This is a genomic window from Pseudomonas mucoides, assembly GCF_015461845.1.
GTDB lineage: Bacteria > Pseudomonadota > Gammaproteobacteria > Pseudomonadales > Pseudomonadaceae > Aquipseudomonas > Aquipseudomonas mucoides.
On record NZ_JACOPW010000005.1, the window covers coordinates 91,708 to 112,652 of the forward strand.

The following is a 20,945-nucleotide window of genomic DNA, read 5'->3' on the forward strand; positions in this document are numbered from 1 at the left end:
AACGCTGTTTGAGTGATTATTTGGGCGCCCTTCATGGGCAGAGGCGGCTTTGAAATGGCTTTGATCGTACAGAAATTTGGAGGCACCTCGGTCGGCACTGTCGAGAGAATCGAGCAGGTCGCCGACAAGGTTAAGAAATTCCGCGATGCTGGCGATGACCTGGTGGTTGTGCTGTCTGCAATGAGCGGCGAAACCAACCGTCTGATCGATCTGGCCAAGCAAATCAGTGGCGACGGCCAACCGGTTCCCCGCGAGCTGGATGTGATCGTTTCCACCGGTGAGCAGGTGACGATTGCACTGTTGGCCATGGCGCTGATCAAGCGCGGCGTGCCAGCGGTGTCCTACACCGGTAATCAGGTGCGGATTCTGACCGATAGCGCGCACAATAAAGCGCGTATCTTGCAGATTGATGACCAGAAGATTCGTGGCGATCTGAAAGCCGGTCGCGTAGTGGTTGTCGCCGGTTTCCAGGGCGTCGACGAGCACGGCAACATCACCACCCTCGGTCGCGGCGGTTCCGACACCACCGGCGTGGCGCTGGCCGCAGCCCTGAAGGCTGATGAATGCCAGATCTACACCGACGTCGATGGTGTCTACACCACCGACCCGCGTGTGGTGTCCGTGGCTCAACGCCTGGAAAAGATTACCTTCGAAGAGATGCTGGAAATGGCCAGCCTCGGTTCCAAGGTACTGCAGATCCGTGCGGTCGAGTTTGCCGGCAAGTACAACGTTCCGCTGCGCGTACTGCACAGCTTCAAGGAGGGTCCGGGTACCCTCATTACTATTGATGAAGAGGAAACCATGGAACAGCCGATCATTTCCGGTATCGCATTCAACCGCGATGAAGCCAAGCTGACCATCCGTGGCGTGCCAGACATCCCGGGCGTTGCATTCAAGATTCTCGGCCCGATCAGTGCCGCGAACATCGAAGTCGACATGATCGTGCAGAACGTCGCGCACGATAACACCACCGACTTCACCTTCACTGTGCACCGCAACGACTACCAGGCGGCGCAAGCCGTGCTGGAAAAAACCGCTGGCGAGCTGGGTGCCCGTGAAGTCGTGGGCGACACCAAGATTGCCAAGGTATCGATCGTCGGCGTCGGCATGCGCTCCCACGCAGGCGTGGCCAGCCGCATGTTCGAATCCCTGGCGAAAGAAAGCATCAACATCCAGATGATCTCGACATCGGAAATCAAAGTCTCCGTTGTGATCGAAGAGAAGTACCTGGAACTGGCTGTGCGCGCTCTGCACACAGCTTTCGAACTGGACGCACCGGCCCGTCAGGGCGAGTGATGCGTTTACCAAAGGGCGCGGTCTGACCGCGCCCTTTGTCTTTTTTTGAATGGCGCGGCCTAAAACTGTTCTTTTGCTCGCGCTGGTCAATACTCAGGCATGTAGGGCTGCGATCATTCTGGTTGTGGGTCGAGTGCCTTTTTTTTGCAGACTGTTGTCCCTGAAATGAAATGCGTTAGGAGAAAGGTATGCTGATTCTGACCCGTCGGTGCGCAGAAAGCCTGATTATTGGTGATGGCGAAATCACCGTGACCGTGCTCGGCGTCAAAGGAAATCAAGTGCGTATCGGTGTGAACGCCCCGAAAGAGGTTGCTGTGCACCGTGAGGAAATTTACCTGCGTATAAAGAAAGAGAAGGACGAAGAACCAAGCCATTAATTTTTATCGTTTTTTATGTTTGCAAACGGGGGAAAGGTTGGTTAAGATACGCCCCGTGTTGCGGAGAGCTGGCCGAGTGGCCGAAGGCGCTCCCCTGCTAAGGGAGTACACCTCAAAAGGGTGTCGGGGGTTCGAATCCCCCGTTCTCCGCCATTATTTGCGTAGTACGTTGTAATCTGGCTTCTTCGGTAAGTTGTTGAAATTACTAGAAAAAGTGTTTGACATAGAGATTAAACGGCCTATAATGCGCGGCAACAAATGCACTCGTAGCTCAGCTGGATAGAGTACTCGGCTACGAACCGAGCGGTCACAGGTTCGAATCCTGTCGAGTGCACCATTTAAGAGTTGTTTGCAGTAATGCGAGCGACTTTGCTTCAGCCAGTTGTGGTCTGGTTTAAAAACACAAAATGCACTCGTAGCTCAGCTGGATAGAGTACTCGGCTACGAACCGAGCGGTCACAGGTTCGAATCCTGTCGAGTGCACCAAACACCAAAAAGCCTGCGTCTAACGCGGGCTTTTTGCTGTCTGGGATTTGGCTTTCCCTTTCGTACATCCTTTCTCATCAAACTCGACCTGTGCGCTACGGCCTCGCTTCGCGTCGTAGCGGTAACTCGTTGATGAATTCCTGATATTGATCTTGTCTGGCTTGCCAAGTGCGCTCTCGACGTCCTGCTGACTCATGCCTGCGACGACGCGTTGATTGATGATCGCTTCGCGTCGCTCCCTGGCGCTGATCAGGTTCCCGCATTTGTCTTCTGCCTGACCCGCGATGATCGGTTCTCTCCTGATGTTTTTCATACCTGATGTTTCACCGGTGTTGGCATCTGGCATGAGCGCCATCGTGCTGCCGGGTGTGAAAGTGCGCACATCCTGCAATGAAAGGCTTTCTCCGGCCGTACAGCTCAAGGTGGTGAAGGTGACATGCCCGTTGGCAGCTTCGCAGCGATGCACAGTCTTCGCGTGCAACAGGGGCGGCAGGCAGAGCAGGGTGGTCAGCAAAAAATAGTACGCAATCGATGGCATATGGCGTCCTCCTTGACGGTCGATACCAAGGGTAGCTGCTACATTTTTGGAAGATGGTGTGTTTTCTTTTCAGAATGAGTCGTCGCACTTGATAGATAGGGTGGCGCTCAGGTTTGGCTTGCAAGCGCTTGTTTCAGCCACGATTTTTTAACGTTTAAAACCGTTGGGCGGTGTATCATTGCGCCCGTCAGCCCCGCCGGGGCTTGTGGAATACCTCCATGGACTTACCCAGTAGTTACTCAGTACCCCGTTTCACCAATCATGAATTGACTGATTGATCCTTCCGGCGTGCCCCGCTGCTGGGAGTGGAGTTCGCCTATGTCCGAAGTTGAAGTAAAGAAAACGCAAGAAAGCCTGCAGGACCGCCTCGCTCAAGTTGTTGAGCTGTTGCAGCGTCAGCGGGTCGTCGAAGACCTGACTCATCGCCAGGAAGGTCCGCATCACGACCGGGTCGAGAACCTGGTTCACCGGCAAAACCTCGTCGAGCTGCAACGCAAACTCGATGATCTGCACTCCGCCGACGTTGCCTACATCCTTGAAGCGCTGCCGCTGGACGATCGTCTGACGCTTTGGCAATTGGTCAAGGCTGATCGCGATGGCGACATCCTGCTCGAAGTATCCGACTCGGTCCGTGAAACCCTGATCGCCGACATGGACGATCACGAGCTCCTGGCCGCGGCCAAGGACATGGACGCCGACGAACTCGCTGACCTGGCGTCCGAGCTGCCGCGAGACGTCGTCCACGAGCTGATGGAAACCCTCGATGGTCAACAGCGTGAGCGCGTTCGCTCCGCGTTGTCCTACGACGAGGAGCAAGTCGGGGCACTGATGGACTTTGAGATGGTGACCATCCGTGAGGATGTCAGTCTCGAAGTGGTTCTGCGTTACCTGCGTCGCCTCAAAGAGCTGCCCGGCCACACCGACAAGCTGTTCGTTGTCGACTACGACGGCGTGCTGAAAGGTGTGCTGCCGATCAAGCGTCTGCTGGTCAACGATCCGGAAAAACAGGTTTCGGAAGTCATGGCCAGCGACCCGGTGAGTTTTCACCCGGACGAGGACGCCTATGACGCCGCTCAGGCGTTCGAACGTTACGACTTGATCTCGGCCCCCGTGGTCGACAAGAACGGCAAGCTGATCGGCCGTCTGACCATCGATGAAATGGTCGACCTGATTCGTGAAGAGAGCGAAAACGAAGTTCTCAACATGGCGGGTCTGCGCGAAGAAGAAGATATTTTCGCGTCAGTCTGGAAATCCCTGCGCAACCGTTGGGCCTGGCTGGCGGTAAACCTGATTACCGCGTTTATTGCATCGCGGGTGATCGGCCTGTTTGAAGGCTCCATCGAAAAACTGGTCGCACTGGCGGCATTGATGCCGATCGTAGCCGGTATCGGTGGCAACTCCGGTAACCAGACCATCACCATGATCGTTCGTGCGATGGCGCTGGATCAGGTCAGTACCGGCAATACCTCGCGGCTGATGCGCAAGGAATTGGCGGTCGGTCTGATCAATGGCCTGGTCTGGGGCGGGGTGATTGGCGTGGTGGCCTATCTGCTTTACGGCAGTTGGTCCCTTGGCGTGGTCATGACGGCCGCCATGACGCTCAACCTGTTGCTGGCGGCGTTGATGGGGGTTTTGATTCCGATGACCCTGGCGCGGCTTGGACGCGACCCTGCGATGGGCGCGAGCGTGATGATCACCGCCATGACCGACAGTGGCGGGTTCTTCATCTTCCTTGGGCTGGCGACGATCTTCCTGCTCTGACTTGACCCGCTTTAAGAAACCCGCCCAATTGGCGGGTTTTTTATGGCCAAATTTCAGGCAAAAAAAAGCCAGCGATAATGCTGGCTTGAGCTTTCGGGGTGATTCAGGACGCGTCTGCGGCCATTTCAGCGTCGTGGGCGATCAGCGAAACAAGGGCGTTTTGCTGGCGGTGGGACAGTTGACGGAAACGTTGCAGTAATTCGCGTTCGTGCAATGACAGCTCCGGGCTGTCCAGGCGCATGCTCAACTCTTCGCCCAGTGCACCTTCCTGAATAAGACTCTGCTCAAGGCGTGCAATGATTTCGGAGTTCATGCTGCGATGATGATTGCGAGCCACCTCGGCAATGCGTTCACGCATTCCGTCTGGCAGACGTACGACGAACTTGTCAGCCGTACGGCTGGAATAAATTGCCTGTTTCAATGGGCGCATATATTTAACCGGTTAGTTCAGGGGAGCGGTTCTCGGGATTGGCCGCAGGATGTCTGGTAGGACAAGCTTACTGGCCAAATGTTCAACCTGAATTGAAAGAGGCCCGCATCATGCCTCAAAGAAGCCATATCATTGGCGTCAATTCTGTGACAAATATTGAGCCGGGTAAAGGCTTAATGCCAGCACCCCTTGTCAGAAATGTGGACTGGTTGGAAAAGTTGCCCAGAGCCGCATTGCCGACCGCGTCCTTTGCTCCCGCAGATGATGTCTGAAGACGTCTGAAGGTGCATGCTATGCGGATTCGATCCTTGATCCTTGTCTGATACAGGATAGTGGCAATTGGCCGATTTACTAGGGGCGAACTCGCTGTGGGGGATGATTCAGGATGGATGGCAGGCTGATTTATATGATGGGGCCTTCCGGATCCGGCAAAGACAGCCTCATTGAAGCGGCTCGAAAACCTTTGCAGTTGATGAACTGCGAAGTGGTGCGCCGGGTCATAACGCGCTCGGCCGAGTCGGTGGGCGAGGACGCTGTCGGCGTCTCGCGCGAGGAATTCCGGCACCTGAAAGACGCGGGTGACTTCGCGCTGTCGTGGCAGGCCAATGGCCTGGATTATGGGATTCCGATTCAGATCGATCAGTGGCTAAAGGAGGGCCGGCATGTATTGGTCAACGGTTCTCGCGCTCATCTTGCCGAGGCGCTACAGCGTTACCCCGATCTGATCCCGGTACTGTTGACCGTCAAGGATGAAGTGTTGCGCGAACGCCTGGTGCGGCGTGGTCGTGAGAGCCTGGCGGACATAGAAGACAGGCTACACCGCAACACACAGTTCGCGGCTGACAACATGCCAGTCCATCGACTCGATAACTCTGGCGAGCTCGCCGTGACCGTTGCCCATCTCCTCGATCTGCTGAAATTTAACGCAGCACCGGATCGAACTTGATTTTTCGCCCGGCAATTAGCGCCAATACAAACAACCCGGCGAAAACGCCGCAGGCAATCAGCGGCAGGGTGACAACCACCTCCTGAACCAAAGCCAAATGAAGAATGCCGCTCAGTAAGGCAAGGATCAAAAATCCTGCGGCTGATTTGGACATGCTGTGCTCCTGATAGGGTGATTCAAAATACAAAGCGTTCGGAAGCCTGCGATACCGATGAGCCTTCCTGGCTCACATCCTGGCGAATAAACCCGCCCTGATCGCTCATGACCGCCAATTGCGGGGCTTTTTGCAGCTGCAGGTAATGCGGCATACGTTGAGCGACCTGCACCGCGCTGTTCTCGGGGGCAAAATGAAAACCCGCCAGGACTGCCAGGGCGATCGCATTCGAGAGTAAAAGGGCGCGATTCATGAGGCTCACCTCGGTTGTTCTTGAGAACAGCTGAAGCAGCCCGCGTGCCAATAGTTTAACGGCTATTAAATCCTTTAAAAACAAGGAATTAACTTGTCGTTGAGAAGGGGTGGCATTGCAAATTGCAATGATGGCATTTTGAGGGGATGCAATTTGCACGGTAAACAAAGCCACAGCCCGGTGGGGCGTCTGCCTACACTTAAAAAGCCCTACGGACGACATGACAAATCCGGGCTTGCCCGTTAACATGCACGCCGTCCATCGCACCGCATTTCGTGCGGGCGACGTGTGTCTCAGTAGCTCAATTGGATAGAGCATCCCCCTCCTAAGGGGAAGGTTGGCAGTTCGAACCTGCCCTGGGACACCATCTATTTCATGGCGCCTTGCGCAAGGTGCCGTTTCCGTTAGTGCCCGCATCGCACATTCCCTGCTTGTTCGTTTCCAGAGGCTTTGGCGCTAATGGTTGAAGAAAAGCTGTCCAGGCCGGGCGCAATCAGTCTTCGTGAGGCGTTCTGGTTCTGGTTGAAGCTTGGCTTCATCAGTTTCGGCGGGCCTGCGGGGCAGATCTCGATCATGCACCAAGAGCTGGTCGAACGGCGGCGCTGGATATCCGAGCGCCGATTCCTGCATGCCCTCAACTACTGCATGTTGCTCCCCGGGCCAGAGGCGCAGCAGTTGGCGACCTATATCGGCTGGCTGATGCATCGAACCTGGGGCGGGGTGATTGCCGGCGCACTGTTTGTGCTGCCGTCGTTGTTCATCCTGATCGGGTTGTCGTGGATGTACATCGCCTTCGGTGACGTGCCGGTGGTGGCCGGGCTTTTCTATGGCATCAAGCCTGCCGTGACCGCCATTGTCGTGCAGGCGGCCCATCGGATCGGCTCTCGGGCATTGAAGAACAATTGGCTATGGGCGATAGCGGCCGCTTCATTCACCGCCATCTTCGCGTTCAATGTGCCGTTCCCGCTGATCGTTCTGGGTGCCGCAGTGCTTGGCTATGTCGGCGGACGCCTGGCGCCCGATAAGTTCAGGACCGGTGGTCATGGAGCTGCCAAAAAGTCCTTTGGCCCGGCTGTGATCGATGATGACACCCCGTCCCCGGAGCATGCCCGGTTCAGTTGGTTGAAATTGGCAACGCTGGCCGTGATCGGCGCCGCGTTATGGGGCCTGCCAATGGGGATTTTGACCGTGCTCTTTGGCTGGGAAGGCACCCTGACCCAGATGGGGTGGTTCTTTACCAAAGCGGCCCTGCTGACGTTTGGCGGTGCGTATGCCGTGCTTCCCTATGTCTATCAAGGGGCGGTCGGGCATTATGGCTGGCTGACACCGACTCAAATGATCGATGGCCTGGCGTTAGGCGAAACCACACCTGGACCGTTGATCATGGTCGTGGCCTTCGTCAGTTTTGTCGGCGCGTATGTTGCTCAAGTGTTCGGCAGCGACCATGTTTTTCTCGCGGGAGCCGTCGCTGCCTGCCTGGTGACCTGGTTTACCTTCCTGCCCTCGTTCCTGTTCATCCTCGCGGGCGGGCCATTGGTCGAGTCGACCCACAATGAGCTCAAGTTCACTGCGCCACTGACTGCGATTACGGCCGCCGTCGTGGGTGTGATTCTCAATCTGGCGTGCTTCTTCGGCTATCACGTGCTGTGGCCAAAGGGTTTCAGCGGCCAACTCGATTGGCCCTCGGCACTGATCGCGATCGCCGCGGCCATTGCCTTGTTCCGCTTCAAGCGGGGCGTCATTCAGGTGCTGATGGCCTGTGCACTTGTGGGTCTGGCAGTGCATCTGTTGCGTTAGAAACAATAAAAAAAGCCCTGGCGGATACCTCCATCCGACAGGGTTTTTTTATGTCCGGCCAACCGACGACCTACATGGCAAACCTGTCATCGCTGTGCCTTACTCCTGAAATGATTTCAGGAGGTGAAACGATGCGACGCAGGGGGGCTCAATTCTGGTTATGGACCAACAGTCGGTTACCGCTCCACACCCATGAAGAAGTGCTCGGCAATGGCCTGCAGGTTGACGTGCAGGCACGGACCAGCGTCGAAGGCGTCACCCAGGTGTTTGTGGGTATTTACGATGACGACGGCTGGGCAATCTGCGAGGAGTTTCACGATCGGCGCGTCGGTGAGCACTATTGCACGGCGTTGAAGTGGGGCGCGCAGCGAGCGAGGGAATGGCTGGCGGACACTCAGGCATTTGTTGCGCCCCATCGGCCGCAATTGACGCTCAGTCCTGTCATCACCGATGAGCCGACACTGGCGCTGCGGCGCATGGAGATGACCGAGCGCGAGCGTTTGAAGATACGTTCCGAGGATGCCTGGTCGGAATACCTGGCGGCCAAGACGGCCATGCTGGAGTTGATGCGCGCCAGCAAGGTCGATCCGAGGGTCTGGTCGGACCACAAGGAGCGCCTGCGCCAGGCCATTGACCGGCGCGTCTGCGTGCAACGCGCCTATTTGAACTAGTTAACTGGCCGATCAGAGGACCGAAGAGCGCCGCAGAGCCTCGATGGTTTCGATCAGGTCATCGTAGGACACCGGTTTACCAAGGTGCTGGTTAAAACCCGATTGCCGGGCCTTTTGAATGTCGCTGCGGGTGCCATAACCCGTCAGCGCAATCGCCGGCACGTCCTTGGCCTGAGGCAGTTTGCGTAACGCGCTCATCAGTTCGTGACCGTTCATGACCGGCATGCCCAGGTCCGAAATGATCAAGTCGAAGCGCGTGTGTTTTGCCGCGTCCAGAGCGGCTACCGGCCGGTCGAAAGCGATGACTTCGGCGTCTTCCATTTCCAGCAGCATCTTCAAGGTTTCCAGCACTTCGGCCGAGTCATCGACCAACAGAATCGTCAGCCCGCTTAACCTGCCAGCGGTTTCGTTGACCTGAGCGGAGGATTTCTCTGCGTCATCGGTGTGGGCCATCGGCAAATAGACGCTGAACGTACAGCCCGCGCCCAGCCCTTGGGAATTCACTTCGACCGTGCCCCGTTGTGCTTCGGTCAACTGGCGGACCAGTGACAACCCGATCCCCAGTCCTTCGCGGGAATGCGTGGCATGTTGCTTTTCAGCCTGGCCAAACAGATCGAATACATGTTCGAGGTTTTCGGCAGCGATGCCGGTGCCGTTGTCTTTGACATCCAGCCGTATCTTGTTTCCGGCCTGACCGGCAATCAGCTGAACCAGCCCATTGGCCGGGGTGAATTTCAGGGCGTTGTTCACCAGGTTCCAGATGATCTGTTCCAGGCGCGTCGGGTCTGCGTGGACCATCAGCGGCCCTGAAGGCACATGCAGCTCGACCTTGGTTTCGTGTTGCTCGTTCAGGACCACGGTATGGATATCGCGCAGCACACTGACCAGGTCGACGGCGACCGGTTGCAGCTTTAGCTTGCCGGTGCGCACTCGGGCGACGTCCAGCAGATCATCGATGATCCGCGCCTGGCTGGTGACGGCATCACAAATGGTGTTCACCGCTTTGGCGGCCGGGGGCAGGGACTTGGTCACGGGCAGGCGGCGCAGCAATTCGGCGTTGAGCTGGATCAGGTTCAACGGGTGCTTGAGCTCGTGGGACATGACCGCAAAGAATTCATCTTTGAGGTAATTGGTATTGCGCGTCTCGGCCAGTTCCTGGCTCTGTTCTTCGTGTTGACGTTTGTGGCCGGTCAGGTCTCGGGCGATTTTCACGTAACCGCGCAGGTTGTCGCCGCTGAGCAAGGTCACTTCGCCGCTGCAAAAGAAGCGGCTGCCATCCTTGCGCAAGTGCCAGCGTTCATCTTCGCTGCGGCCCTGGGTGCGCACTGCCAGCAGTTCGTTTTCAGGAACCCCGGCGGCACGGTCTTCGGCGGAAAAAATGAAATCGTAGAAAGCGCCTTCCGCCTCGGCCTTGCTGTAGCCGAAGATCAGCTCGGCGCCTTTGTTCCAGCTGGTGATGATGCCCTGTTCATCGAGGGTGATGATCGCGTAGTCGCGGGTGCTTTCGGCCACCAGGCGCATGCGTTCTTCACCCAGGCGCAGATCTTCTTCCGCCGCGCGGCGCTTGGTGATGTCGATGAACGTCAGCACCGTGCCGTCGATGTGGTCTTCGCTGGAGCGGTACGGCAACAGGCGGGCGATGTACCAGCGTTTGTCGGTGCTGCTGACTTCCCGTTCGATCATGTTCAACGATTCGAACACCTGCGCCGCGTCACTGGCCAGGCCGTCGTAGTGCAGGCGATGGGTGATGTCGAGCAGCGAGCGGCCGGTATCGACCGGCAGCATGCTGAAAATGTCGGTGGCGCGCGGGGTGAACCATTTGATCCGCATGTTGCGGTCGACAAACACCGTGGCAATGTCGGTGGAAGCGATCAGGTTGGTCAGGTAGTCGTTGATCTTGTCGGTTTCTTCAACTTTGGTTTTCAGCTCGTAGTTGACCGTCAGCAACTCTTCGTTGATCGATTGCAGCTCTTCCTTGCTGGTTTCCAGCTCTTCGGTGGCCGAGCGCAACTCTTCGTTGATTGCCTGCATTTCTTCGTTGGAGGCTTTCAGTTCTTCACTGGAGACTTCCGATTGTTCAATGGTGTCCTGCAAATGCAACTTGGTTCGTTGCAGTTCGCGCTCAAGATTGGACAGCACCTGGCTTTCGGTCTGTAGCAGGGTCGTGGCGGTCTGTTCGGACGGGTCGACTTCGACTTCTTCGAAGATCACCAGCACGTACTCGCCATCCGACTCTTCGTCCTTATAAGGCTGAGCCACGAGGTTGATCATGTAGCTCTGGTTGCCGCGCTTGAGCGGTACGGCCCTGGACTTGACCACCAGGTTGCTCTGCTGCACCTGAAACAGCGTGGTGCGGATTTCCAGGCGCAGCTCCGGCAGGATCAGTGTCAGCAGGTTGCGCGTCAGTTCGCCACCCACATGCCGCAGAAAGCGCCCGGCGCCATCACTCATGTGCAGGATTTCGGCGTTGGCATCGACAATCATGCTCGGCGGCGCGGCGAGCTCAAGCGCACGCTGGTGAATGTCGGCAAAGGACAGCTTGCGCGGCACCGCGCGGGGCGGCGCCTCGCGGGACGTACTCGCCCGCACGTAACCGCCGCGGGGCATGGTCGGCGTGCGACGGCTGTTGGCGGTACCGGTCTTGGCGCGGAAGATGCGATTGCGTTTATCCACCGGGGCGAACAATTCGTGGCAAGCGTCCGCGCTCTCTGAAGAGCCGAGAAACAGGAACCCGCCAGGCCGCAGCGCAAAGTGGAACATCTGCAGGATTTCACGCTGCACTTCGCGATCCAGATAGATCAGCAAGTTGCGGCAGACGATCAGGTCGATCTGCGAGAACGGCGGATCCGACAGCAGGCTGTGCTTGGCAAACAGCACCCGTTCGCGAATTTCCTTGCGGATCCGGTAGTGATCGTCCTCCTTGACGAAGTAATGCCGCAGCCGCGTCGGCGGCACATCGGTGATGATCGCTTGCGGATACAACCCGGCGCGGCCAACGCTGATGGCGCGTTCATCGATGTCGGTGGCGAACAACTGCATCGTTGCCTTGCTGGCGTCCAGTTGCAGCTGGTCGTTGAGCAAGATCGCCAGGCTGTAGGCTTCTTCGCCGGTGGAACAGCCGGCGGACCAGACGCGAATTTCTTCTTTTTCCGGTTGCGCCGACACGGCGGCGCTGACCAGTTGCGGTAAAACATCCCGTTCCAGCGCTTCGAACGCCTCTCGGTCTCTGAAGAAGTTGGTCACCCCAATCAGCATGTCGCCGAGCAGCGCCTTGGTTTCTTCGGGATTGTTTTGCAGGTAGCGGAAGTAGGCGCCCAGGTCGGGCTGGGCGGTGACTTGCATCCGCCGTTCGATCCGCCGCAACACGGTGGCGCGTTTGTAATGCTTGAAGTCGTGGCCGGTGCCGGTGCGCAACTGGATCAGAATGTCGTGGAGCATTTGTTCATTGATAGCGGCCTCGCGTTCCGACACCGAGTGGAAGGTTTTCAGTTCCGCGTCACCGGCAATGGGCAACGTGATTTCCTTGGCGTTTTGCCACAGTTCGAGCAATTTTTGTGGCATTTCCGTGACGGGTAATATCAGGTCGACCATGCCGGTATCGATGGCTGCGCGAGGCATGCCGTCGAATTCGGCGTCTTCCGGCACCTGGGCCATGGTCACGCCACCGTGTTCCTTGATGCGTGACAAACCGACCGCGCCATCGGAGCCGCTGCCTGACAGGATCAGGCAAAACGCACGCTCGCGATGGACCTCGGCGAGGTCGCGGAAGAACAGGTCGATAGAGGCATGCCGCGTCTCGCGCGCGGCGTTGCTGCTGACCTTTAGAAAACCGTCATCCATGGCCAGGCGCTGGGCCGGCGAGATGACATATACGTGGTTTTTCTCGATGGGCACGGTCTCGGTGACCTGCAGGACCGGCATTTTCGTCGATTCCTGGATGATCTTGTCGGCAATGCTCTGATGGTCGGGCGACAGGTGAAGAATGATGACAAACGCCATGCCGTTGTCTTGAGGCATGTTCTGGAAAAACAGCTTGATGGCTTGCAGTCCCCCCGCAGACGCGCCGATGCCGACCACCGGGAAGTCCAGGTCGCTCGGGCGTGGGGCCTTGCGCTCGGAAGCGCCGGCCGGTTGTTTGGGGGGGCTGGTCATCTGTTCTGCCTTCTACCGGCGACATGGGGCGTTGTCGTAAAACGGGGGTAACACGTGCGTCGATAAAACAGAATAATCCCGTTTTTACATAACACCTTCAAATATTTAGCCATCGCTTGAGCGTCACGACGTCTCAAGGTATCGGCACTGCTGGCCGATAACCCGAACGGTCATGCTCTTCTTCTTAAAACTGCCTGGAAATCTTCGATGCTGTCGTATCACCAAAAGAGTTTTCTGATCGTCGATGATTTCTCGGATTTCCGCAGTTCCGTCAGGTCCATGCTGCGAGAGCTGGGCGTCAAGGACGTGGATACCGCGGATTCCGGCGAGCAGGCGCTGCGCATGTGTTCGCAGAAGGCCTACGATTTTATCCTGCAGGATTTCCACCTCGGCGACGGCAAGAAGAACGGTCAGCAGGTCCTCGAAGACTTGATGATCGAGAAGCTGATCAGCCATGAAAGCGTGTTCGTCATGGTCACCGCCGAAACCAGCCAGGCCATGGTGCTCAGTGCGCTGGAGCATGAACCGGATGCCTACCTGACCAAGCCGTTCAACCGCTCGGGCCTGGCTCAGCGTCTGGAGCGGCTGGAGCAGCGCAAGAACCTGCTCAAGCCGATCCTGCAAGCCCTCGACCGTGGCAAGCCGCTGGAAGTGCTCAATGCCTGCATCGAGCTGTGCAAGAAGGACATCCGTTATTCGCCGCTGTGTCTGCGCTATCGCGCGGATGCCTTGCGCGACTTGAATCAGAACGAAGCGCTGGAGCGCCTTTACGACAGCATCATTGCTGATCGGCCGTTGCCGTGGGCGTTTGCCGGGTTGGGCCAGTTGCTGTTCAAGCGCGGACAGGTCAGCCAGGCCAAGGGCATCTACGAAAAAGCCCTGAAAGTGTTTCCGATGATGCCGGCGCTGTATGACGGCATGGCCGACGTGCTGGTGGTCGAAGGCGACACCAAGGGCGCACAGAAAGTATTGGAAGAAGCCATTCGCCTGTCGCCGCTGGCCGTGCGCCGGCAAGCCTTGCTGGGCAAACTGGCGATGGCCAACGAAGATTTCGACACCGCCTCCAGGGCGTATCGCCAGGCGGTGTCCCAGGGCGCGCAGTCGCGTTTCAAGGATGCGGAAAGCAACCTCGGTCTGGCTCACGCCTTGATCAGCAAAGGCAGTGAGAAAGGCCTGGATACCCGCACCCGCCTGGAAATCAACACGACCCTCAGCCTGGTGGCCAAGGAAAACCCATCCGACCCGGGCCTGCAGATTCGTGCGCGGCTGATGAAAGCCACCAGCCTGTTGCTCAACGACGCCGAAACCGCCGAGAAACTCACCGAACAAGCGATGATGCGTCTCGACGGCATGGAGCAATTCATGAGTGCCGAAGCGGCGCTGCTGGTGGCCAAGCAGTTGCAAATGCTTGGCCAAGCCAGCGCGGGCGCCTCGATGCTGAAGAATTGCGCGGAAATCTACGGTGATGATCCGGTGGTGATGAAGGGCATCGCCAAGTTGACCGACGACCCGACCATCCTCAGTTCCAGCAACGCCGCCGCCGAGCTCAATCGTGAGGGCGTGCGGGTGTACAAGACCGGCAACCTGGTGGAAGCCCGGTCGGTGTTCCGCAAGGCGCTGGCGATGCAGCCGAAAAACATCAGTATCGCCTTGAACATGGCGCAGTCGCTGCTGCACGGCACCGACACCAGTGTGCCATCGGCGGAAATCGATGAATGTCGGGTCTGCCTGAAAATGGTCGGCTTGATGCCCGACACCGACGCGCGTTATCCGCGCTATCAGAAACTGAAAATCAAGGCGTTCGGCGGATGAGCCAAGACAACCCGGCATTGGATTTCTCGACGGTGATTGCCTCCACCGTGCACGACATGAAGAACTCGCTGGCCATGCTGATGCAGGCGCACAGCCAGTGGCTGGCGCGCTTGCCCGACCCGGAGCAGCACAGCCCGGAGCAGGGCGTCATCGAATACGAGTTCGCCCACCTCAACGGCATGCTCGTGCAGTTGTTGGGCCTGTACAAACTGGGGGTCAATCAGTTGCCGTTGCAACCGGCCTACCATGACCTGGATGACTTTCTTGAAGCGCAACTGGCCAGCCATCAAGACGTGTTCGCCAGTCGCGGCATTATTGCGACCTATGAAGTCGACCCGTTGAGCCCGCTGGGTTTCTTCGACCGCGAGCTGGTCGCCTCGGTACTGGGCAACATCATCAACAACGCCATTCGCTACGCGCGCGAGTCGCTGCTGATCAGCGTCAGCGACGAGGGCGGTCAACTGGTGCTGAGCATCAATGATGATGGCGCCGGCTATCCGGCGGAGATGATCGAGTTTCAGGCGGATTATGTGCAAGGCATCAACTACAGCAGCAGTAGCACCGGCCTGGGCCTGTACTTTGCCGGGCGCATCGCCGCGATGCATCAGCGCAATGGCGTCGTCGGCAGCACCCGGCTCAGCAATGGCGGCCCGTTGGGCGGCGGTGTATTCAGCCTTTACCTGCCCTGAGCGTTCTTTATTGTGTGGCGCTGCTTGAAATTCTGAACAGGCGAAGCCTATTTTGTACGGGTCGCCGTTCGCGGCTCGCACAACAAAGGATTGAGTCATGACTACCGATGGCCATCGTTCACTCGCACAGCGATTGGCGGGCATTGATGAGATTGAATGTGTCACCCCGGACTTGAATGGAGTTCCCCGGGGCAAAGTCATGACGGCCGAGGGTTTCCTCGAAGGACGTCGGTTGCAGTTGGCGCGGGGTGTGCTGCTGCAATGCATCATGGGCGGGTATCCACCCGCGCGTTTTTACGGCAGCGATGACGGCGACCTTGCGTTGGTGCCGGACCCTGCGCATATCTATCGCTTGCCCTGGAGCCAACAGCCCCGGGCGCTGGCCATTTGCGATGCGGACGAATTGACCGGTGAACCGTCGAGTCTGTCGACCCGCGGTCAACTCAAATCGGTGATCGCGCGTTACGCGGCTCACGGCCTGGCGCCGGTGGTGGCGACCGAGCTGGAATTCTTCGTGTTTGCGCCCAACCCCGATCCGACTCAACCGTTCCAGCCGCCGCTGGGCCTGGACGGTCGTCGCGAGGACGGTCAGTCGGCATTCAGTGTCAGTTCCAATAGCGGTTTGCGGCCGTTCTTCAGTGAGGTCTACACCTGCATGGCGGCGTTGGGCCTGCCGCGCGACACCTTCATGCACGAAATGGGTGTCAGCCAGTTCGAGATCAACCTGCTGCACGGTGATCCGCTGCTGCTGGCGGATCAGACTTTGCTGTTCAAGCACCTGCTCAAGGAAGTCGCGCTCAAGCATGGCTTGACGGTGGTCTGCATGGCCAAGCCGCTGGCGCACACACCGGGCAGTTCGATGCACATTCACCAAAGCATTGTCGACATCAACACCGGGCGTAACGTGTTCAGCGACGAGGCCGGTCAGCCGACCGCGACCTTCCGTCACTTCATCGGTGGCCAGCAGGCCGGCATGGCCGATTTCACGGCGTTGTTTGCACCGAACGTGAACTCGTATCAGCGCTTGTGCCATCCGTACGCGTCGCCGAATAATGCCTGCTGGTCCCACGACAACCGCGCCGCCGGGTTGCGCATTCCGGCCAGTTCACCGGTCGCTCGTCGGGTCGAAAACCGTTTGCCGGGAGCGGACGCCAATCCGTACCTGGCGATCGCCGCCAGCCTTGCCGCCGGGTTGCATGGCATTGAAAACGAGCTGGAGCCGACCGAGGCGATCCAGGGCGAATTCGACGTGCCGGATAATCTTTCGTTGCCGTGTACCTTGCATGCGGCTCTTGAGCGTCTGAAACGTAGCCAATTGGCGAAGGAACTGTTTGGCACTGAGTTCATCGAAGGCTACGTCGCTTCGAAGTCCATGGAACTGACCAGCTTCTTTGATGAAATTACTCCCTGGGAACGGCGTGTTTTAGCTGCTCAGGCCTGACGCTTCGTCGTCTTCGGGCTATCGTTTCGGTAGCCTGATCTTCACTGCAAGGAGCCGCTCGGAACGCCGATGCGCCAAATCTGGAAATCCTTTCGAGCGCTGTATTTCGCCTCGCTGATGATGTTGATCGGCTCGGGCCTGTTGAGCACTTACCTGGCCTTGCGCCTGGCGGCCGATCACGTCGACAGCTTGTGGGTCGGTGCGTTGATGGCGGCCAACTATTTTGGCCTGGTGCTGGGCGGCAAGATCGGTCACCGATTGATTGCCCGGGTCGGGCATATTCGGGCTTATGCCGCGTGTGCCGGGATCGTCGGTGCGGCGGTGCTCGGTCATGGATTGATCGACTGGCTGCCGGCCTGGCTGTTCCTGCGGGTGATCGTCGGCCTGGGGATGATGTGTCAGTACATGGTCATTGAGAGCTGGCTCAACGAGCAGGCCGATGCCAAGCAGCGCGGCATGGTCTTCAGCGGCTACATGATCGCTTCCTACCTGGGGTTGGTGCTGGGTCAGCTGATTCTGGTCATGCATCCAGGCCTGGGCCTGGAGCTGCTGATGCTGGTCGCCTTGTGTTTTGCCCTGTGCCTGGTGCCGGTGGCCCTGACTCGACGGATTCACCCGGCGCCGTTGCACCCCGCGCCGATGGAGCCGCGCTTCTTTATCAAACGTGTACCGCAGTCGTTGAGCACGGTATTGGGGGCAGGGCTGATCGTCGGTTCGTTCTACGGTCTGGCGCCGCTGTATGCGTCGCAGCAGGGGTTGTCCACCGAGCAGGTCGGTCTGTTCATGGGTAGCTGTATTTTTGCTGGCCTGCTGGTGCAGTGGCCGCTGGGTTGGCTGTCTGATCGTTATGACCGGGCGCTGTTGATCCGCTGTTTTGCCTTCAGCCTGGCACTGGCCGCGTTGCCGCTGGCGATTCTGCAGAAGGTGCCGCTGGAGGTCTTGTTCATCTCCGGGTTCTTCTGTTCGCTGGTGCAGTTCTGCCTGTATCCGTTGGCGGTGGCGTTCTCCAATGACCATGTCGAGGGTGATCGCCGGGTCTCGCTGACAGCGATGCTGCTGGTGACCTACGGCGTCGGCGCCAGTATCGGGCCGCTGGTCGCCGGGGTGCTGATGAAGCTGTTCGGCAGCCACATGCTCTACGCGTTCTTCAGTTTCTTCGCGCTGGTGCTGGTGTGGCGGATCCGTCCGAAAGCGGTCACCAACCTGCATCAGGTCGACGATGCGCCGCTGCATCACGTCGCCATGCCGGACAGCATGTCGAGCTCGCCGCTGGTGGTGTGCCTTGACCCGCGTGTCGACGAGCAGATCGTTCAAGAGCAGATGCAGAGTCCGCCGCATCCGGAAGCGGAGCCGGAACCAGAGGTGGAACTGGAAGGTGAGCCGACGCCACCGGAAGACCCGGACGCCGGTCGCGAACAAAGTTTCACTGAAGCCAGGCCTTGATTTTTTGATGCATAAAAAAACGGGCAGTCACCGCAAGGGGCTGCCCGTTTTTTGTTGACGCGGTGTATCAGAGATCGTCTTTATCGAAGCGCCGTGCTTCACGTTGAAGCTGATACACGAATCGCTCGACCTGGCGCTGCACCAGCCCGCTCATGTTGTGAAAGCGGATGCCGGCGAAGGTGGTGGAGATCCTTTCTTCGAAGTGCAGGTAACGCAGTTCCACCGGGGTGGTCATGCTGCCAAAGGGCAGGTCGGCGACGAAGCGGTCGTAGACCTGGCCCAATTGCAGTCGGCTGGTGATGTCACCCTCAAAGCGCAGCTTGCAGCCGGTGGCGGAAATATCCAGCAACTTGCCTTTGATGGGCGACTTGAGCTTTTCACCGCCCAGTTCGACATTGACCAATTGCGCCAGTTTCAATGCAGCCCGGAAGGCATTGCGGCGCTGATGGTAGACGACTTCGTCAGGGAGTTTGCCGCGATAGCAGCGTGCGTCGCTGAGTTCGTCGATGCTCAGCGGGCCGTTGCTTTCCCAGGCGATGCGCACGCCGTCGTGGAAGCCTTCGACCCGAAACGATTCGCCTGCCAGCAGATAGCGCTCACCATCGCGGGGCACCATTTCATCCAGGGCAATCATGTTGTTGTCACGGTCAACCTCAACCAGATAGCTCTGGAAGCGCTGGTTACGTTCGTGGAACGTAATGATCAGCGGGTCATGGCTTTCTTGCAGTTGCCGCAGGTTACCCGCGATCTCCATGGGCGTGGAGAGCACCTTGGGTGGCTGCGGAGCATCTTCCGCGGTTAAGGCATTGGGCACGGTTCATCGTTCTCCGGACAAAATGTGACTGCGCATGGCCAGCATACTGCCATCATGTAGCGCGTCTTGAAAGTGCGAACTCATCAACAGGTTCACGCCTGACTGAGCGGGCGCGGCTTCGCTAGCTTGGCGGTTGATCCGCGGGCATCGTAAAGCGCGGGTGGTTCGCCGCCGGTGAGGATTTTCAGCTGATTGGCCGTGGCGGCCTGCTGGACCAGGATCGACTGACCATTATTGACGTTGATGGCCTGGCACTGAGCCAGAAGGTCGGTCAGGGCATCGCTTTGCGCAAGTAACTGGTCACCGACGCTGGATTCGCTGGCGAGTTGCTCCAGGCCCTTGCGATTGGTGGGCAGATTGAGGCTGGCGAGGACTTCGCTGCGCTTGCGGCCATGCTGTTCGAGCAGAATGATCATTGCCTGTTTGCGCGCCAGAATGTCTTCGAGCAGTGGCATGTCGCGACCATGCAAGGCGAGGGACTCGGTTTGCAGTAACTCCAGCAAGTGTTGTGCTGGAGCAAAGTCGTCGATGATCAGTTGCAGTAAATTAGTGTCGTGCATGGCTGGCCTTGGGGTTTAAGCGTCCAAAAGCCTGGCGCAGGCCGGGGGCCTAGCGCTGGGCTTCGAAGTTGAGCAGTTTGCTGGCTACACGGTTGCTGTCGACTTTATAGCTGCCATCGGCAATCGCTGCTTTCAACTCGGCCACGCGGGCATTGTCGACGGCAGGCTGATCGCGCAGCTTGTCAGTGACCTTCTGCAACTGTTGAGCCTCATTGCTGAGGTGTACCGATTCCCCGCTTTTGGCGGTACTGGCCTGTTCGGCCGGGGTATTCAGCGGCGCGGATTTGCCGGCTTCGGCAGTGTCCTTGTTGGCGCTGGTACGCGTACTGCCGGTCAGTGACGAGGAACTGTTCAAACGGCTGAAATCGATGACCATGATAAAAAACCTCTGGGAATTTGGACGCTTGCCATGTTTTCGGCTCTTCCTGCAAAAACTTTAGGCCCATTTATCAACGAGCCTGCATGCGCCAGCGCATTTCCTGCGTGAGGCACAGTTTAGGGAACAGCCACGGCCAGCGCCATGTTTTCGCAAGCGCAGAGTTTCTACATGGCCACTTCCACCTGGCCCGGCGCCATGACCTGCGCCTTGATGACCCGTTGGGAGTTGAGGTTTTTTACCCGGATCTGTTCACGCAAGCCGCCATTGGACAGGGCTTCGCCCGGCATGCGCACGCTGAGCGTACCACTGCGGGCGGTAATCACCACTTGGTCACCTTTGGAAATGACTTCGGCCTGTTCGAGATGGACCAGCGTCAGCACCTGATCGGCGACCGTTGGTCGGGTAAGTTTTTGTCCAATCGTCTGATCGATGGAGGTGAAGTATCCCTGGCCGATCAGGCTGATGTCGCGTTCGCGCAGCATGACGTCGCCCGGCTCGATATAGCCGGCGCGTTTGAGGGGCCGCGTGGTGGTGACGACGTCGCGAAACAGGCGGACTTGAGCGGGCACGAACACCGTCCAGGGCGAGGTGCTGTCGCAACGAACCTTGACCGTGACCCGGCCAATCGGGATCGCCGGGCTCTCCAGAGTGGCTGTCAATTCCTTGTCGCACATGGGCATGCGCAGGCGCGGATCGAGCTGCTTGACCTCGATCTCATAACGGCCTTCGGTTTGACTGGTCGCCAAATAGTCTTCTACGGTGAACTCAAGAAAGCCCTGAGTGACGCCGATAAGCATGTCAGGCAAGGTAACTGCGTCAGCAAGGGCAGGGCTGCCAGCGTTGAACAGGCAGACGGCCGACATCGCGCAAAGCACGTGGCGAGCGTTTGATGTCAGGCGTCGGAAAAATGTCAGTTCTGTGTTCATAAGAGTTAAAAAGCAAGCGC

Annotated in this window: 19 protein-coding genes and 4 tRNA genes; 14 read left to right on the top strand and 9 right to left on the bottom strand. The window is 58.2% G+C overall.

What is annotated here, in order from left to right; translation table 11 throughout:
• Window positions 1-54: 54 nt before the first annotated feature.
• From H8F22_RS21450 to H8F22_RS21470, 5 genes are all read left to right on the top strand, one after another.
• The gene (locus H8F22_RS21450) at window positions 55-1,296 is read left to right on the top strand and encodes an aspartate kinase (RefSeq protein ID WP_027923937.1); all 1,242 of its coding nucleotides are present in this window, start codon (window positions 55-57) and stop codon (window positions 1,294-1,296) included.
• A gap of 188 nt (window positions 1,297-1,484) precedes the next feature.
• Window positions 1,485-1,673: a carbon storage regulator CsrA gene (gene csrA / locus H8F22_RS21455; protein ID WP_002554426.1), complete on the top strand. Its 189-nt coding sequence runs from the start codon at window positions 1,485-1,487 to the stop codon at window positions 1,671-1,673.
• Window positions 1,674-1,735: 62 nt separating this feature from the next.
• Window positions 1,736-1,826 (top strand) — tRNA-Ser (locus H8F22_RS21460).
• Between the two features lie 107 nt (window positions 1,827-1,933).
• A tRNA-Arg gene (locus tag H8F22_RS21465) sits at window positions 1,934-2,010 on the top strand.
• Window positions 2,011-2,082: 72 nt separating this feature from the next.
• Window positions 2,083-2,159: transfer RNA gene (locus H8F22_RS21470), tRNA-Arg, on the top strand.
• A 19-nt stretch (window positions 2,160-2,178) separates the two neighbouring features.
• On the opposite strand, the gene H8F22_RS21475 is transcribed toward H8F22_RS21470, so the two are convergent.
• Complete coding sequence (locus tag H8F22_RS21475) at window positions 2,179-2,697, bottom strand: hypothetical protein (protein ID WP_027923938.1); 519 nt, start codon at window positions 2,695-2,697, stop codon at window positions 2,179-2,181.
• Between the two features lie 318 nt (window positions 2,698-3,015).
• Here H8F22_RS21475 and mgtE point away from each other — a divergent pair, with 318 nt between their 5' ends.
• Window positions 3,016-4,458, top strand: coding sequence for a magnesium transporter (gene mgtE, locus H8F22_RS21480; protein ID WP_010457218.1), 1,443 nt, complete (start codon window positions 3,016-3,018; stop codon window positions 4,456-4,458).
• Between the two features lie 103 nt (window positions 4,459-4,561).
• On the opposite strand, the gene H8F22_RS21485 is transcribed toward mgtE, so the two are convergent.
• Complete coding sequence (locus H8F22_RS21485; RefSeq protein ID WP_003178899.1) at window positions 4,562-4,888, bottom strand: Arc family DNA-binding protein; 327 nt, start codon at window positions 4,886-4,888, stop codon at window positions 4,562-4,564.
• Window positions 4,889-5,273: 385 nt separating this feature from the next.
• On the opposite strand from H8F22_RS21485, the gene phnN reads away from it, so the two are divergent.
• The gene (gene phnN / locus H8F22_RS21490; protein ID WP_059182306.1) at window positions 5,274-5,834 is read left to right on the top strand and encodes a phosphonate metabolism protein/1,5-bisphosphokinase (PRPP-forming) PhnN; all 561 of its coding nucleotides are present in this window, start codon (window positions 5,274-5,276) and stop codon (window positions 5,832-5,834) included.
• On the opposite strand, the gene H8F22_RS21495 is transcribed toward phnN, so the two are convergent.
• Window positions 5,809-5,988: a PA3371 family protein gene (locus tag H8F22_RS21495; protein ID WP_027923940.1), complete on the bottom strand. Its 180-nt coding sequence runs from the start codon at window positions 5,986-5,988 to the stop codon at window positions 5,809-5,811. The two genes, phnN and H8F22_RS21495, sit on opposite strands and share 26 nt — an antisense overlap.
• 22 nt (window positions 5,989-6,010) lie before the next feature.
• Window positions 6,011-6,241: a hypothetical protein gene (locus H8F22_RS21500; RefSeq protein WP_194940733.1), complete on the bottom strand. Its 231-nt coding sequence runs from the start codon at window positions 6,239-6,241 to the stop codon at window positions 6,011-6,013.
• Window positions 6,242-6,531: 290 nt separating this feature from the next.
• Here H8F22_RS21500 and H8F22_RS21505 point away from each other — a divergent pair.
• From H8F22_RS21505 to H8F22_RS21515, 3 genes are all read left to right on the top strand, one after another.
• Window positions 6,532-6,608: transfer RNA gene (locus H8F22_RS21505), tRNA-Arg, on the top strand.
• A 92-nt stretch (window positions 6,609-6,700) separates the two neighbouring features.
• Entirely contained in the window at window positions 6,701-8,038 is a 1,338-nt protein-coding gene (chrA, locus tag H8F22_RS21510; RefSeq protein ID WP_027923942.1) for a chromate efflux transporter, read from the top strand.
• 131 nt (window positions 8,039-8,169) lie between these two features.
• The gene (locus H8F22_RS21515) at window positions 8,170-8,709 is read left to right on the top strand and encodes a hypothetical protein (RefSeq protein WP_027923943.1); all 540 of its coding nucleotides are present in this window, start codon (window positions 8,170-8,172) and stop codon (window positions 8,707-8,709) included.
• A 12-nt stretch (window positions 8,710-8,721) separates the two neighbouring features.
• Here H8F22_RS21515 and H8F22_RS21520 read toward each other — a convergent pair whose 3' ends face one another.
• A complete protein-coding gene (locus H8F22_RS21520; protein ID WP_194940665.1) occupies window positions 8,722-12,861 on the bottom strand; it encodes a CheR family methyltransferase in 4,140 nt (1,379 codons plus the stop codon).
• Window positions 12,862-13,068: 207 nt separating this feature from the next.
• Here H8F22_RS21520 and H8F22_RS21525 point away from each other — a divergent pair, with 207 nt between their 5' ends.
• The 4 genes from H8F22_RS21525 (at window position 13,069) to H8F22_RS21540 (ending at window position 18,246) form a co-directional block, all read left to right on the top strand.
• Window positions 13,069-14,673, top strand: a complete 1,605-nt coding sequence (locus H8F22_RS21525) for a tetratricopeptide repeat-containing response regulator (RefSeq protein ID WP_194940666.1) — start codon at window positions 13,069-13,071, stop codon at window positions 14,671-14,673.
• Window positions 14,670-15,362, top strand: a complete 693-nt coding sequence (locus tag H8F22_RS21530) for a sensor histidine kinase (RefSeq protein ID WP_059182309.1) — start codon at window positions 14,670-14,672, stop codon at window positions 15,360-15,362. The genes H8F22_RS21525 and H8F22_RS21530 overlap by 4 nt, the downstream gene beginning before the upstream one ends.
• A 199-nt stretch (window positions 15,363-15,561) precedes the next feature.
• Window positions 15,562-16,803 carry a glutamine synthetase family protein gene (locus tag H8F22_RS21535; RefSeq protein WP_194940734.1) on the top strand — a complete coding sequence of 414 codons (1,242 nt, stop codon included), beginning with the start codon at window positions 15,562-15,564 and terminating at the stop codon, window positions 16,801-16,803.
• Between the two features lie 69 nt (window positions 16,804-16,872).
• Window positions 16,873-18,246, top strand: coding sequence for an MFS transporter (locus H8F22_RS21540; protein WP_027923948.1), 1,374 nt, complete (start codon window positions 16,873-16,875; stop codon window positions 18,244-18,246).
• 67 nt (window positions 18,247-18,313) lie between these two features.
• Here the strand turns inward: H8F22_RS21540 and H8F22_RS21545 are convergent, their stop codons facing one another.
• The 4 genes from H8F22_RS21545 to flgA all read right to left on the bottom strand — a co-directional run bounded on the left by H8F22_RS21545 (window position 18,314) and on the right by flgA (window position 20,925).
• A complete protein-coding gene (locus H8F22_RS21545) occupies window positions 18,314-19,060 on the bottom strand; it encodes a flagellar brake protein (RefSeq protein WP_027923949.1) in 747 nt (248 codons plus the stop codon).
• Between the two features lie 92 nt (window positions 19,061-19,152).
• A complete protein-coding gene (locus H8F22_RS21550) occupies window positions 19,153-19,620 on the bottom strand; it encodes a flagella synthesis protein FlgN (protein ID WP_027923950.1) in 468 nt (155 codons plus the stop codon).
• Between the two features lie 49 nt (window positions 19,621-19,669).
• A complete protein-coding gene (gene flgM / locus H8F22_RS21555) occupies window positions 19,670-19,996 on the bottom strand; it encodes a flagellar biosynthesis anti-sigma factor FlgM (RefSeq protein ID WP_027923951.1) in 327 nt (108 codons plus the stop codon).
• 167 nt (window positions 19,997-20,163) lie between these two features.
• Window positions 20,164-20,925 carry a flagellar basal body P-ring formation chaperone FlgA gene (gene flgA, locus H8F22_RS21560; protein WP_081743963.1) on the bottom strand — a complete coding sequence of 254 codons (762 nt, stop codon included), beginning with the start codon at window positions 20,923-20,925 and terminating at the stop codon, window positions 20,164-20,166.
• Window positions 20,926-20,945 lie beyond the last annotated feature (20 nt).

Coding starts and splice junctions, on each gene's coding strand:
- phnN (WP_059182306.1), top strand. CDS start 5,274: ATGGATGGCAGGCTGATTTATATGATGGGGCCTTCCGGATCCGGCAAA.
- flgM (WP_027923951.1), bottom strand. CDS start 19,996: ATGGTCATCGATTTCAGCCGTTTGAACAGTTCCTCGTCACTGACCGGC.
- H8F22_RS21540 (WP_027923948.1), top strand. CDS start 16,873: ATGCGCCAAATCTGGAAATCCTTTCGAGCGCTGTATTTCGCCTCGCTG.
- H8F22_RS21530 (WP_059182309.1), top strand. CDS start 14,670: ATGAGCCAAGACAACCCGGCATTGGATTTCTCGACGGTGATTGCCTCC.
- mgtE (WP_010457218.1), top strand. CDS start 3,016: ATGTCCGAAGTTGAAGTAAAGAAAACGCAAGAAAGCCTGCAGGACCGC.
- H8F22_RS21485 (WP_003178899.1), bottom strand. CDS start 4,888: ATGCGCCCATTGAAACAGGCAATTTATTCCAGCCGTACGGCTGACAAG.
- H8F22_RS21515 (WP_027923943.1), top strand. CDS start 8,170: ATGCGACGCAGGGGGGCTCAATTCTGGTTATGGACCAACAGTCGGTTA.
- flgA (WP_081743963.1), bottom strand. CDS start 20,925: ATGAACACAGAACTGACATTTTTCCGACGCCTGACATCAAACGCTCGC.
- H8F22_RS21495 (WP_027923940.1), bottom strand. CDS start 5,988: ATGTCCAAATCAGCCGCAGGATTTTTGATCCTTGCCTTACTGAGCGGC.
- H8F22_RS21475 (WP_027923938.1), bottom strand. CDS start 2,697: ATGCCATCGATTGCGTACTATTTTTTGCTGACCACCCTGCTCTGCCTG.
- H8F22_RS21500 (WP_194940733.1), bottom strand. CDS start 6,241: ATGAATCGCGCCCTTTTACTCTCGAATGCGATCGCCCTGGCAGTCCTG.
- chrA (WP_027923942.1), top strand. CDS start 6,701: ATGGTTGAAGAAAAGCTGTCCAGGCCGGGCGCAATCAGTCTTCGTGAG.
- H8F22_RS21525 (WP_194940666.1), top strand. CDS start 13,069: ATGCTGTCGTATCACCAAAAGAGTTTTCTGATCGTCGATGATTTCTCG.
- H8F22_RS21550 (WP_027923950.1), bottom strand. CDS start 19,620: ATGCACGACACTAATTTACTGCAACTGATCATCGACGACTTTGCTCCA.
- H8F22_RS21535 (WP_194940734.1), top strand. CDS start 15,562: ATGACGGCCGAGGGTTTCCTCGAAGGACGTCGGTTGCAGTTGGCGCGG.
- H8F22_RS21450 (WP_027923937.1), top strand. CDS start 55: ATGGCTTTGATCGTACAGAAATTTGGAGGCACCTCGGTCGGCACTGTC.
- csrA (WP_002554426.1), top strand. CDS start 1,485: ATGCTGATTCTGACCCGTCGGTGCGCAGAAAGCCTGATTATTGGTGAT.
- H8F22_RS21520 (WP_194940665.1), bottom strand. CDS start 12,861: ATGACCAGCCCCCCCAAACAACCGGCCGGCGCTTCCGAGCGCAAGGCC.